A 12,848-nucleotide genomic window follows, 5' to 3' on the forward strand; every position below is an offset into this window, starting at 1 on the left:
GTTACTATGGAATCTATTTTAGAAGTTTTGACCCCAGATAACCTAATCTTTATTTTTAAAGGATTTGGCTTAACCCTCTACATTTCTCTAATTGCTATCGTCCTCTCGACCCTTATCGGAACAGTACTAGCCGTTATGAGAAATGGGAAAAATCCTGTCTTACGAATCATCTCCAGCATTTATATCGAGTTTGTACGTAACGTTCCCAACCTCCTCTGGATTTTCACCATCTTTTTGGTGTTTAAGATGAAGTCCACACCAGCAGGTATTACTGCTTTTACCCTTTTTACCTCAGCAGCCCTAGCTGAGATTATCCGAGGCGGTCTCAACGCCGTGGACAAGGGACAGTACGAAGCAGGAATGTCACAAGGATTCACCTCTACACAAATCCTCTACTACATCATTCTCCCACAAGCAATCCGCAAAATGTTGCCAGCTATCATTTCTCAGTTTGTAACTGTGATCAAGGATACCAGCCTTCTCTACTCTGTTATCGCCCTACAAGAGCTCTTTGGCGCCAGCCAAATTCTCATGGGTCGTTATTTCGAACCAGAGCAAGTCTTCAGTCTTTATATCCTGATTGCCTTGATTTACTTTATCTTTAACTTTGCCATTTCTAGCCTGTCTCATAAGCTAGCAAAACGTTGGCAACAAGCCGCAGAATAAAAAAGAAATGTGAACTCGAAACAAGGGTTCACATTTTTTGCTATAAATGAAAAAGAGCAACTTAATGCTATGCAAACGTTTTACTTTTTGGTAAAATGACTTTAAAACCCTAAAGCAAGGAGAAAAATCATGATCCACGAACTTTGCAAAGAATTCTCTCAACTGGAACAAGTAGAAGCTATTGCTCTTGGTGGTTCTCGTGCAGGACAAGCCTACGATCAAAATTCTGACTATGACGTTTATGTCTATCTAAACTCTTCTATTGATGAGGCGATTCGACGAGATATCTTGAGTAAGTATTGTTCTTATATGGAAATTGGAAACCAGTTTTGGGAATTAGAAGATGACTGCGTACTAAACAACGGTATCGAAATCGAGTTGATTTATCGTTCGCTGGAGTCGTTTGAACAGGAATTGAACTCAACCGTTTTTCAGCACAAAGCTCAAAATGCCTATACAACTTGCATGTGGCATAATCTACTCCACAGCAAGATTTTATACGACCCGAATGGACACTATGCTTTGCTCCAAAGAACCTACCAGATTCCCTATCCACACGAACTCAAAAAACAGATCATCGAAAGGCAACTCCTTTTGCTAGAACAAGCCATGCCTGCCTTCTCTCACCAAATAGAAAAAGCTATCAAACGCCAAGATCTTCTCAGTATGAATCATCGTACGAGTGAGTTTTTTGCTTCCTACTTTGACTTGTTATTTGCGCTCAATGAGCAAACCCATCCTGGTGAAAAACGAATGTTGGAGTACGCAAAGACCAATTGTACACTCCTCCCTAAGCAATTTGAAGAAACTATTCGCAAGTATTTCCAACTACTCTACCAACCACAACAAGGAGAACAAGCGATCGTAACCTTACAAACTATCCTGAAGGAACTAAAAGCCATTTTGCCATAGACCAAAAAGAAAATGTGAACCTCTGTTGCTGTTCACATTTTTATTTGTCGTTGACTGTAAAATTCTAGTCTACTCATATTCAGTTGCCTATTTTTGACTCTCTCTGAAAATCTGCAACTAGGTTAGAAATTGTTCAATTGATTGACGAGCAATCATGAAACCGTTCCTAAAACCGCACTCACAATCACTTACCCTGCTCTTTCATTACTAGTGACAATTTTTCCCTTAGAGTTACTACAAGATTTTTTAGAGATTCTAACAAGAATTACAATATGAATTTTACATATTACCATAGAACACCTCTATAAGAGAAAATCAGAGCTAAAATCAACAAAACATAGAAAGCGATAAAAAGCCATCTCATCTTCACACATAGAGCAATATATTCTCTAATAAAGGCTGATGGGATATAGTAGGCGGCTGTACGGCAACCAAGACCATCTCCCTTCATCCCAATACGGCGAGCATAGGTACTGGTACGAAAAACATGGTAATCATTGGTCACAAAGAGAAAACGTGGACTGGCCACCAGCTTCTCTCCCATTTCTTTTGAGAAGAGAAGATTCTCATAGGTCGTCGTTGAGTCTTCCTCTAGGAGAATCGCTTCTCTCGGAACATCCGTCTCTTCCAGCAAATAATTACAAATTGCCTGAGCCTCGGAAATCTTCTCATCCCCACCTTGACCACCACTTGCGATGATTTTAACATTGGGATTGAGAGACTGGTGATAAGCTTCTACTGCCTTGTCAATGCGACTCTTCAGTAAGGGAGTGACTTTTTCTCCATTCAACAAGCCTGCTCCGTGAATGATGATAAAATCATAATATTTTTTCTTAGGAATGAAAAGATACAGAATGGAATAAAGCAGAAATCCTGCAAAGGCAAAACCAAAAATCAAATACGAATAAATCAAAAAGAAAAAGATAATATTCACTAGATGATTGGTGTAAAACAAGCCCTTGGTATCGCTCACTCGAATCGCCATGATCACAAAAAAGAATAGAATCACGCAGCCTAATCCTAGAGACAAATAATTTGCCTTGGATTTTCCTTCTTTTTTCAATAACACAAATCCATTATAAATAAGGAAAAAACCACTTAGAAAAACTAAAAGAGGCAGCAGGAGAAAAATCCCTGCAAAGAAAACCATGTGCACTTCTTTCTGCCCAGCTTCGTAAAAAAGATTGGCAATAGACATATAAGAAAAAAGCAGAGACAAAAGCAAGAGAGCTGGATTCCAGAGACTACGATTGTCCCTTAAAAACGAAACGAGAAAAAGTAGGACAAAAAATCCTGTGATAAAGTACATAGTCTCCTCCTTTAATGTCTACATTGTACCATAATTATGGCAATAGAAAAAGAGGAGCCTAGTCCTCTTATTTTGCTATTCTTGCTTCTGCATCTGCCACAACCTGAGCCAGACTCATCTGACGAAGTTGATTTTCCATAGCTACTTGGATATCCAGCAATTTCTGATCCAAGACCTTATGAATATTAGCCCCTACTGGACAGTTAGGATTGGGATTGTCATGGAAACTAAAGAGTTTGCCAGATTTTCCTAGACATTCGACAGCCTGATACACATCAAAAAGGCTAATATCTTGGAGGTCCTTTATAATCTCGGTACCGCCCGTCCCACGCGCAACTGAAATCAATCCTGCTTTTTTGAGTTGCGACAAAGTCTTACGGATAATGACTGGATTAACTCCGACACTAGCCGCAAGAAAATCACTGGTTACCTTGCTGTCTGTATCCTGCATTGCAATAATAATCATCATATGAGTCGCAATTGTAAATCGGCTTGAAATTTGCATCTTCTTCTCCTTTCATTGATATTTTATTCATCTTTTCCCGTATAAACATTATACCTTTTTTGCTTATCCTGTCAAATATTAACAAATGATTACCTTCTCCATGCAAAAAGTCCTGTATCCCTCTTGGTACCCAGAACAGCGGAGGACATACAAAGACTTATTTTTTTATGCAATTTTACGGACAATCCCTTTTGTTTTATGACTTGACCAAACCGAGCTGATAGACACCCCAGCACCAACTAAGGTAAACACAGCTAACATAGCTAGATTATAAAAATAGTTATCTGGGAAATCACCGCTAAAGATTAATTGATTCACCACTCGGAAAGCAAAGGGAAACTCAACCCCTAGTTTGGCAACGACTTCCATCGCCAAGTCAATTTGATTTACTAGAAAGACAGTAATCACCATCCAAATAGAGGAAATCACAATCCCCTTTCGAGATACCTTTCTTCCAAGGATTTCATATCCTTTAATGGTACAAATCCCCAGAACAATACCTGCTACCATAGCTACATAACCTAGACGCGCGATAAATAGAGCAACTGCTCCACCAACCAAGGCTCCTAGCAAGGCACCAACTGCTCCAAGAAGAACATTTTCCTTCTGGTTTTGATAAGAATCTACCTCAATCTGAAGATTACTCTTCAGCAATTGATAACTTTCCTCATTGATAAGGAAAATTGAATCGCCTAATTGATAGAGACCAACGGGGCCCTCCTGACCACTGTAGGCACACACTTGGACGAAATGATGGGTTTCAAGGAATGCAACAAGGTCTGTTATGAGCGTCTGTAGCTTTTCAATTGTTTTTGATTTGCGCATTGCACCTTTTACGACAAAAGAAACAAGGTACTGATTGATAGACAAGGTCGACAAGTTTGGAAGAGATTCACTCTTAAACTCATCCCAAACCAATTCATTTTCTTCTGTATCAGCAGGATTTCCATTCAAACTCACACTGACACAAAGTCGAAACTGATTTTTCACGTCAGTTTCTTGCAGGAAAAGTAAATAGCCTGACTGCGTGCCATAAATACTACGCGAATCTTCGTCAAATTGCATGCCCAACTCCGAGGCAATAGCGTGTAACTCTTCTGGTTTCATTATCTGTCTCCGCTTATTTTGAATATCAATTAGTATGAGATTCAAATTAGTTATATTCCGTTATTCTAACATAAATTTGAGAAGCCGTCAATTCGTATCCAGTTCGACTTATCGCGAAACAGCAGTCACTAGACTATCTGATTTCTAGCTAGAAGTCCTCTTAAAACCAATCTTTCTTGTCTCTTTCCATCCAGAGTTCAACATCCTGATCATAACCTTCTTGTTCACTAATCTGACCTAACAATTCATGGTTATGAGTATGGTGAATCCCATTTACCAAACTTTCATAGTAGACCTGGAAATAGGGGAGCTTCAAATCCTTAGCCAACTGCAATTCAGCTTCTACATCATAATCCACTCGACGAAAATCAACATCAGACAAACCTGCTTCATCAAACTCTATAATCATATACTGAGCCCGTAGATCCTTACGCAACTTCGCATCTAGAAAGAAAGGTTGTCCAATGGAACCTGGATTAAGAATCAACTGTCCATCACTTCCGTAACGAAGCAACTGTTGATGAATATGGCCATATACTGCGATAGACGCGTGTGGATTCGTCACCAATCTATCAAAATCTTCTTGCTTTCCCGTATGAATCAACTCTCTACCCCAGTTTTTATCAGGGAGATGGTGAGTGATTCCTACCATCAAATCACCAAACTGACGATGAACTTGCATAGGTTGATTATTGAGGTTTTCGATTTCTTCAGGGCTGACATCCTCTAAGATGTACTGACTTTGACGCAGGAGATAACGATGGCTCGCTTTTGTAGGGTCTAACTTGCGATGCAGGCCTCGCCAGAGACTATTCTCCCAATTTCCCAGAACTCTTACTGTAATAGGCAAGCTAGCTAAGAGGTCTAAAATCCTTCTACGTCCTGTTCCTGGCATCAGAATATCCCCTAAAAGCCAGTATTGGTCTACCTCTGCCGCTTTAGCATCAGCCAGTACAGCTTCCAAAGCTGTCGTATTTCCATGTATGTCTGAAAGAACTGCTATTTTGGTCATTCTTTCTCCTTATTTTCCTTCTTTTGTTAGTATTATAACAGAAAACACTCGAAAAGATTACTATCACCGATCACTGGATTAAATTGTAAGAGCTTTTAAATCGTGCTATAATATAAGTAGAGATTTCCCCTTCATTTAGGATTATGTGGTCTACAATATCTCTCATTTTTTTCCAGATTGGAGGACTATTGCCATGCGGAATTATCTTAAGTATATCCCATACTACCTTATTACTTTCTTTTTTTACTGGCCACTCTATGAGCTATTCTCACTACTCATCTCTGACCCATATACACTGAAGGGACTGTACATTTACAACATCATCCTCTTTTCACCTCTGGTAACCTTTATCGTATCGCTACTTTATAGCTATCGATTTCATTTCTCACTTTGGTGGCTACTCGGTATTGGTCTGCTCTTTTGCTTTACCATCATCACCTTTGGCGAATTCATCCTGCTTTACTTCTTAGCCTATGAACTCTTTGCCCTACTTGGGTTGGCTGCTGGTGTGGGGATCAAGCATGTCTTCCAGCGAGAGAAAAATAAAAAAATTATACAAAAACCTTGAAAATTCTCGCAATCATGCTATAATAATGCATAGAGACAAGTCACTTAGTCCCTTTCTACTAGAGAGTGCGTGGTTGCTGGAAACGCATAGAAAGCCTAAACTGATACTACTCTACTGACTTTTATGCAAACATAAAACGGTGGCTACGTTAAAGCCAATCAGAGGTGTCCCTCTTTTTTGAGGAACATAAATGAAGGTGGAACCACGTTGCGACGTCCTTTTATGGATGTCGTTTTTTGTTTTGTCAGAAGGAGGAAGAACGATGCTTTATATGATTGGCGGATCGCCTTGTAGTGGAAAGTCAACAATTGCCTCACTTCTTGCTAGACAGTATCAACTACTTCATATCAAACTGGATGATTTGGTAGAAGAGATGATGAGTCAAGCAAGTGCAGACTCACAGCCAATTTGCCTTCTTAGGAAGGATAGAAATCCAGAACAAATCTGGATGAGAAAGCCAGAAGAGATGGCAGATGAAGAATGGTGCTTTTATGAAGAGATTTTTCCTTATGTAAAATCTTACTTGATAAAAAATCAAAACAGACCTCTCTTGGTGGAGGGAGCAGGACTTTTGCCTCACTTGGTAAAGGAGCTTGAATGTCAAGTATCATCCTATCTATGCTTGACTCCGACAGCTGATTTTCAAAAAAAGCATTATATACAGAGAGAATGGGTTCCTTATGTCTTAGAGGGTACAACCAACCCTGATCAAGCTTTTGAAAACTGGATGCAACGAGACATTCTTTTTGCTCAAATGGTTCGTAAGGAAGCGGTGAAATTAAGCTATCCTAGCCTCGTAACAGATGGTAGTCAATCAGAGAATCAGACTGCGGAAGAAGTTGCTCGGCTCTTAAAATTGTCCAACAAAAATAGAATAAATATTTAAGGAGAAAACCATGATTAAGATTACTTTCCCAGATGGCGCTGTTCGTGAATTCGAATCTGGCGTTACTACTTTTGAAATTGCCCAATCTATCAGCAATTCCTTAGCTAAAAAAGCCTTGGCTGGTAAATTCAACGGCAAACTCATTGACACGACTCGTGCTATCACTGAAGATGGAAGCATCGAAATCGTGACACCTGATCACGAAGATGCCCTTCCGATCTTGCGTCACTCAGCTGCCCACTTGTTTGCCCAAGCAGCTCGTCGCCTCTTCCCAGACATTCACTTGGGAGTTGGTCCTGCTATTGAAGATGGCTTCTACTACGATACCGACAATACTGCTGGTCAAATCTCTAATGAAGACCTACCACGTATCGAAGAAGAAATGCAAAAAATCGTTAAAGAAAACTTCCCATCTATCCGCGAGGAAGTCACCAAAGAAGAGGCACGTGAAATCTTCAAGAACGACCCTTACAAGTTGGAATTGATCGAAGAACACTCTGAGGACGAAGGTGGGTTGACTATCTACCGTCAGGGTGAATACGTAGACCTTTGCCGTGGCCCTCACGTCCCATCAACAGGCCGCATCCAAATCTTCCACCTTCTCCATGTAGCAGGTGCTTACTGGCGTGGAAATAGCGACAACGCTATGATGCAACGTATCTATGGTACAGCTTGGTTTGACAAGAAAGACTTGAAAAACTACCTCCAAATGCGTGAAGAAGCTAAAGAACGCGATCACCGTAAACTTGGTAAAGAGCTTGACCTCTTCATGATTTCTCAAGAAGTCGGACAAGGACTTCCATTCTGGTTGCCAAACGGTGCGACGATCCGTCGTGAATTGGAACGCTATATTGTCGATAAGGAGTTGGCTTCCGGCTACCAACACGTTTATACTCCGCCGTTGGCTTCTGTAGAGCTTTACAAGACTTCTGGTCACTGGGATCACTACCAAGAAGACATGTTCCCAACCATGGACATGGGAGACGGTGAAGAGTTTGTCCTTCGTCCAATGAACTGTCCACACCACATCCAAGTCTTCAAACACCATGTTCATTCTTACCGTGAGTTGCCAATCCGTATCGCCGAAATTGGGATGATGCACCGTTACGAAAAATCTGGTGCCCTCACTGGTCTTCAGCGTGTGCGTGAAATGTCTCTCAACGACGGTCACCTATTCGTTACTCCAGAACAAATCCAAGAAGAATTCCAACGTGCCCTTCAGTTGATTATCGATGTTTATGAAGACTTCAACTTGACTGAATACCGCTTCCGCCTCTCTCTTCGTGACCCTCAAGATACTCACAAGTACTTTGATAACGATGAGATGTGGGAAAATGCCCAAACCATGCTTCGTGCAGCCCTTGATGAAATGGGTGTTGACTACTTTGAAGCCGAAGGCGAAGCAGCCTTCTACGGACCAAAATTGGATATTCAGGTTAAGACAGCCCTTGGAAAAGAAGAAACCCTTTCGACTATCCAGCTTGACTTCTTGCTCCCAGAACGCTTCGACCTCAAATACATTGGGGCTGATGGTGAAGAACACCGTCCAGTTATGATTCACCGTGGTGTTATCTCAACTATGGAACGCTTCACAGCTATCTTGATTGAGAACTACAAGGGTGCCTTTCCAACATGGCTTGCACCACATCAAGTAACCCTCATCCCAGTATCTAACGAGAAACACGTTGACTACGCTTGGGAAGTAGCTAAGAAACTTCGTGACCGTGGTGTCCGTGCAGACGTAGATGATCGCAATGAAAAAATGCAGTTCAAGATTCGTGCTTCACAAACCAGCAAGATTCCTTACCAATTGATCGTTGGGGATAAGGAAATGGAAGACGGAACTGTCAATGTTCGTCGCTACGGACAAAAAGAAACACAAACTGTCCCAGTAGATGAGTTTGTAGTAGCAATCCTTGCTGATATCGCCGACAAATCTCGTGTTGAGAAATAAAACGATCACTGTCTGAGAAACGTTTTTCAGAGCCAGAAAAGCAACAACTATCTCAGTTGTTGCTTTTTTATATTTTATTTAACCTGAGCTAGTAGTGATTGGTTAAACCACCACAAATGGTATCCTCATAAACAATCCTTTCTATCCACTAACTGTTGGATATGGGATATCCTCCCAAGATTTGCTTCCATGAGTTAGATAAGTTAACTATCCTCAGTCCTTGTCTGCCTCATTTTCTTTTACGAGATCTTTTTGTGAATCTTTTTCAGAGAGTTTTTGATCGATATACTTGTTAATATTTTCGTAAAATTCCTTGGTCATCTCACTATCTAATTTTGTCGAATTATGAACTTGATTGACTTTTAATTGAACAGATTGAATACCGTAAGAGGCTTGTTTTTGATGGAGCGTTTCTAATTCTTCGTCTGAAATCGGATCTCCAACAACCGTCAAGACCAATTCATTGTTCCTTGACTTGTAGACTTGATTAATGACCGTGTGATTGGCGAACTCTTTTGCTACAAACTGTTTGATTCCTTCTTTTCGCGCTTGATCCATCGTCAGAGTGACTGCTGAATAGCTGGCTGGAAGAATCAATAATACAATCAAGGATATCAACCCAATTCTCATTTTAATGTTTAGCTCTTTAAATGAACTTAAGGGAGATTTTCTCATCAAAATTCTTGTTCCAACAATGTTGGCTAGCATGATAAAGACACAGTTGATCAAGAAAAGATAGAGAGCCCCAAATAAAAATCGTACATTTCCATTAGCTAAACCATAGCCTGCAGTACAGATAGGTGGCATCAAAGCTGTTGCAATGGCTACTCCTGGCACGATATTATTTGCTTCTTTTTTCCTTGACCCAATTACACCTGCTATCCCACCAGCAATAGCAATGAGAACATCCCAAATGGTTGGAGTGGTTCGTGCAATCAGTTCGCTACTTGCATAAGATAAGGGAGAAATCCAGAAATACAGAGTCGAGACAAGCAAGCTGACCAATACTTGAGTAAATAAAACCTCTAGAGATTGTTTGATTAAACGGGTATCAAAAATAGCTAAACCAAAACCCAGTCCAACAATCGGTGTCATAAGAGGGGAAATCAGCATGGCTCCAATAATGACAGCTGTTGAATTCATATTTAGACCTATAGAGGCAATAAAAATCGCACACATCAAAATCACTGTATCTCTTAATCGAACATGAAGGTCATCATATAGTTTCTCGCGGAATTCACGTGTTGAATAGTTTCTGGACATTGGTTACTCCTTTTATTTCATATACTCTTGTTTCTGCTTGGATGATGGTAGAGAGACTTCTTTTCAATCTTACATATTTTTCTTCTCACCTGTTATGTTTTTGAAAATTATCCTTTAAGCATCCGTCAGTCTATCCTTAACATTATATCAAAAATTTTACAGTCTTTCTCCAACGAAATCTATCAATTGAACAGATAGAGAAAGGAAGAAATTTTTGTTTCCTTATCCGAAAAAGAAAAAAACGGTATCTCCTCTGAAAGAAGATGCCGTTTAATGATTAAACATGATTGGTTTGTTCGACAATCCATTGCTTCATTTTTATTTTCAATCAGAAGCCATAGATCCCAAACGTGATGATGGTTAGAAGAAACCACTTGATCCAGTTACCGAACAGTTGTGCTCCAATCCCGTCAAAGTATAGACATTACCCATCCACTACCGTGTGTTTGGTTTTCAATTTTGCATCATGCAAACCGCCCAAGGTGTTGCGATCCCCAAGGTAAGCCCGAAAATTATGGCTACTAAGATAGAGTATCCACTATAATCTAGGATTCCTCCGTCAAAATAACTTTCTTTCATTATTGCCTCTTTTATTGTTTGACTATATTCTAGTCGTTTCCTAGTGTAACATTTTTTACATCTGGACAATCTCACGGTAACTTCTAGACGTTATCATGAAAATAGAGATATAGACTAGAACAAAAATTCCACAGATGGATAAGGTTATCATCAACTATGCTCACTCAATTATCAGATTCCTATTGGAAAATTTAATGCGAACGGTTGTTCCTGTCCCAACCTCAGACTCGATACGAATCCGGTGCCCCAGTTCCTCAGAAATTTTCTTAGATAGATAGAGGCCCAGTCCAGATGACTGCTGGGTTAGACGACCATTATATCCTGAAAAGCCACGTTCAAAGACTCGGAGCACATCACTGTTTTTTATCCCAATCCCCGTATCCTTGATACAGAGCTCCTGACCTTCCATAGAAATCTCTAGCCCACCTTCCTTGGTGTACTTAAGACTGTTTGAGAGGATTTGTTCAATGACGACCAACAGCCACTTCTTATCGGTCACGATAGTTTTGTCGAGATCATGTAGATTGACTGCTAGCCCCTTCTGGATAAAGAAAAGTGCGTACTTACGAACCATCTCCTTGACCAAGTCCTCCACTTGAACCTGTTCAAAGACCAAATCATCGTGAAAACTCTCTAAACGCAGGTACTGCAACACCAGGTTGGTATAGGAGTCAATCTTGAAGATTTCCTGTTCCAGTTGCTGCTTGACCTCCCGATCAGAGACTTCTGCTACTAAAAGGCGACTAGCCGCAATGGGCGTCTTGATCTGGTGAACCCATAAGGTGTAGTAATCAAGCAAATCCGTCAGCTTGCTCTGCGCTTCCGACTTCTTTTGATACAATTCAGACTCACGCTCTTCGAGTTTTTCTACTAGCGCACATTCCAGAGGAGACTTGGGGTCTCTCTCAGCATAGAGTACTTCCTGCCGGTAAACCTGAGCTTCTGCAAAAATATCCCAAGCCAAAAATAAGAAGGTCAAAAAACTACTGAGTAGAAAGAAATAAAGAAAATAAGTTCCTAGACTAGCAAATAAAAACTGAAAGAGAAGGACGAGAAAGCCTAATGAAAAAATATAGACAAAGATGCGACTGCGAGAACGCAGATAGGCTAGAAAAAATGATTTCCAATCAAGCATGTTTCAGTCCGTATCCTATCCCTTTCTTGGTTTCGATAAAGCCTACTAAGCCTTGCTCCTCCAACTTTTTGCGCAAGCGAGCAACGTTGACAGACAAGGTATTGTCATCGATGAAAAAGTCGCTATTCCAGAGTTCTCTCATCAAGTCATCACGCGCTACGATATTGCCAGCATGTTCAAACAAGACCCGCAAAATTTGAAATTCATTCTTGGTCAAGCTCAGGACTTCACCCTGATAGTGCAGATCCATAGACTTGGTATTGAGAATCACACCTGCATACTCTAGCAAACTTTCATCCCGCCCAAACTCATAGGAACGGCGCAACAAGCCTTGAACCTTGGCAAGGAGCACCTGCTGGTCAAAAGGCTTGGTCACAAAGTCATCTGCCCCCATATTGATCGCCATGACAATATCCATCGCCTGGTCTCTCGAAGACAGAAACATGATGGGTACCTTGGAAATCTTGCGAATCTCCTGACACCAGTGGTAACCATTAAAAAGAGGCAGACCAATATCCATGAGGACCAAATGAGGTTCTGACTGAACAAAAAGGCTCAAGACTTCCATAAAGTCCTCTACCAAAACGACCTCAAAACCCCACTCAGAGAGTAATTTCCCAACTTGTTGCCGAATAACTTGGTCATCTTCTACTAGTAAAATCTTGTGCATGCGCTCCTCCTTTGTTATTTCTCAAAGTATCAAAACCCTTCATATCAGATTTACGGATCAGTATCTCATACTGTTTAGCAGCCTATTTCCCAAATCCAGATCAGAAAACAGATGCTAAATAGAGAATATTCCCACTGATATCATACCTTATTTTTAATTATAGTTCCAGCCTTATCCTATATTTTCCTTTTTGTGCTCATTTAGTTAGCGTTTCTTTAACTTATTTAATAGATCTAGCCTTCTTATTGACAAGCTAGCCATGATTTGTTAGAATATGAATGA

The 12,848-nt window shown here is 40.4% G+C and carries 12 protein-coding genes and 1 pseudogene; 5 read left to right on the top strand and 8 right to left on the bottom strand.

What is annotated here, in order from left to right; all coding sequences use genetic code 11:
* The first annotated feature begins 6 nt into the window (after positions 1 to 6).
* Complete coding sequence (locus PCY17_RS02865) at positions 7 to 666, top strand: amino acid ABC transporter permease (RefSeq protein WP_049477613.1); 660 nt, start codon at positions 7 to 9, stop codon at positions 664 to 666.
* A gap of 129 nt (positions 667 to 795) precedes the next feature.
* A complete protein-coding gene (locus PCY17_RS02870) occupies positions 796 to 1,578 on the top strand; it encodes a DUF4037 domain-containing protein (protein WP_049477612.1) in 783 nt (260 codons plus the stop codon).
* 286 nt (positions 1,579 to 1,864) lie between these two features.
* Here the strand turns inward: PCY17_RS02870 and PCY17_RS02875 are convergent, their stop codons facing one another.
* The 4 genes from PCY17_RS02875 to PCY17_RS02890 all read right to left on the bottom strand — a co-directional run bounded on the left by PCY17_RS02875 (position 1,865) and on the right by PCY17_RS02890 (position 5,511).
* Positions 1,865 to 2,887, bottom strand: coding sequence for a YdcF family protein (locus tag PCY17_RS02875; RefSeq protein ID WP_049477611.1), 1,023 nt, complete (start codon positions 2,885 to 2,887; stop codon positions 1,865 to 1,867).
* Between the two features lie 67 nt (positions 2,888 to 2,954).
* Positions 2,955 to 3,392 carry an Rrf2 family transcriptional regulator gene (locus PCY17_RS02880; protein WP_001167389.1) on the bottom strand — a complete coding sequence of 146 codons (438 nt, stop codon included), beginning with the start codon at positions 3,390 to 3,392 and terminating at the stop codon, positions 2,955 to 2,957.
* Between the two features lie 165 nt (positions 3,393 to 3,557).
* Positions 3,558 to 4,499, bottom strand: coding sequence for a hypothetical protein (locus PCY17_RS02885; RefSeq protein WP_000801528.1), 942 nt, complete (start codon positions 4,497 to 4,499; stop codon positions 3,558 to 3,560).
* Positions 4,500 to 4,659: 160 nt separating this feature from the next.
* Entirely contained in the window at positions 4,660 to 5,511 is an 852-nt protein-coding gene (locus PCY17_RS02890; protein ID WP_049477609.1) for a metallophosphoesterase, read from the bottom strand.
* Positions 5,512 to 5,704: 193 nt separating this feature from the next.
* On the opposite strand from PCY17_RS02890, the gene PCY17_RS02895 reads away from it, so the two are divergent.
* From PCY17_RS02895 to thrS, 3 genes are all read left to right on the top strand, one after another.
* Positions 5,705 to 6,079 (top strand): hypothetical protein, encoded by a 375-nt coding sequence (locus PCY17_RS02895; protein ID WP_049477608.1) that lies wholly within the window; start codon positions 5,705 to 5,707, stop codon positions 6,077 to 6,079.
* 262 nt (positions 6,080 to 6,341) lie between these two features.
* A complete protein-coding gene (locus PCY17_RS02900) occupies positions 6,342 to 6,965 on the top strand; it encodes an ATPase AAA (protein WP_049501480.1) in 624 nt (207 codons plus the stop codon).
* A gap of 10 nt (positions 6,966 to 6,975) precedes the next feature.
* On the top strand, positions 6,976 to 8,919 hold the full coding sequence (gene thrS / locus PCY17_RS02905; protein ID WP_301391670.1) for a threonine--tRNA ligase: 1,944 nt from the start codon (positions 6,976 to 6,978) through the stop codon (positions 8,917 to 8,919).
* Between the two features lie 213 nt (positions 8,920 to 9,132).
* Here the strand turns inward: thrS and PCY17_RS02910 are convergent, their stop codons facing one another.
* The 4 genes and pseudogenes from PCY17_RS02910 to PCY17_RS02925 form a co-directional block, all read right to left on the bottom strand.
* Positions 9,133 to 10,182, bottom strand: coding sequence for a DUF389 domain-containing protein (locus PCY17_RS02910; RefSeq protein ID WP_084880514.1), 1,050 nt, complete (start codon positions 10,180 to 10,182; stop codon positions 9,133 to 9,135).
* A gap of 328 nt (positions 10,183 to 10,510) precedes the next feature.
* A pseudogene (locus PCY17_RS02915) lies at positions 10,511 to 10,761 on the bottom strand (hypothetical protein).
* A gap of 160 nt (positions 10,762 to 10,921) precedes the next feature.
* Entirely contained in the window at positions 10,922 to 11,896 is a 975-nt protein-coding gene (locus PCY17_RS02920; protein ID WP_084881439.1) for a sensor histidine kinase, read from the bottom strand.
* On the bottom strand, positions 11,889 to 12,566 hold the full coding sequence (locus PCY17_RS02925) for a response regulator transcription factor (protein ID WP_000548982.1): 678 nt from the start codon (positions 12,564 to 12,566) through the stop codon (positions 11,889 to 11,891). Before PCY17_RS02925 ends, PCY17_RS02920 begins: the two co-directional genes overlap by 8 nt.
* Positions 12,567 to 12,848 lie beyond the last annotated feature (282 nt).

It is taken from the genome of Streptococcus sp. SO2 (assembly GCF_030440025.1).

What these genes read in the sequence shown, in the direction of transcription:
- PCY17_RS02890 (WP_049477609.1), bottom strand. Translation starts at nt 5,511, where the DNA reads ATGACCAAAATAGCAGTTCTTTCAGACATACATGGAAATACGACAGCT.
- PCY17_RS02895 (WP_049477608.1), top strand. Translation starts at nt 5,705, where the DNA reads ATGCGGAATTATCTTAAGTATATCCCATACTACCTTATTACTTTCTTT.
- PCY17_RS02920 (WP_084881439.1), bottom strand. Translation starts at nt 11,896, where the DNA reads ATGCTTGATTGGAAATCATTTTTTCTAGCCTATCTGCGTTCTCGCAGT.
- PCY17_RS02900 (WP_049501480.1), top strand. Translation starts at nt 6,342, where the DNA reads ATGCTTTATATGATTGGCGGATCGCCTTGTAGTGGAAAGTCAACAATT.
- PCY17_RS02880 (WP_001167389.1), bottom strand. Translation starts at nt 3,392, where the DNA reads ATGCAAATTTCAAGCCGATTTACAATTGCGACTCATATGATGATTATT.
- PCY17_RS02865 (WP_049477613.1), top strand. Translation starts at nt 7, where the DNA reads ATGGAATCTATTTTAGAAGTTTTGACCCCAGATAACCTAATCTTTATT.
- PCY17_RS02885 (WP_000801528.1), bottom strand. Translation starts at nt 4,499, where the DNA reads ATGAAACCAGAAGAGTTACACGCTATTGCCTCGGAGTTGGGCATGCAA.
- PCY17_RS02870 (WP_049477612.1), top strand. Translation starts at nt 796, where the DNA reads ATGATCCACGAACTTTGCAAAGAATTCTCTCAACTGGAACAAGTAGAA.
- PCY17_RS02925 (WP_000548982.1), bottom strand. Translation starts at nt 12,566, where the DNA reads ATGCACAAGATTTTACTAGTAGAAGATGACCAAGTTATTCGGCAACAA.
- PCY17_RS02875 (WP_049477611.1), bottom strand. Translation starts at nt 2,887, where the DNA reads ATGTACTTTATCACAGGATTTTTTGTCCTACTTTTTCTCGTTTCGTTT.
- thrS (WP_301391670.1), top strand. Translation starts at nt 6,976, where the DNA reads ATGATTAAGATTACTTTCCCAGATGGCGCTGTTCGTGAATTCGAATCT.
- PCY17_RS02910 (WP_084880514.1), bottom strand. Translation starts at nt 10,182, where the DNA reads ATGTCCAGAAACTATTCAACACGTGAATTCCGCGAGAAACTATATGAT.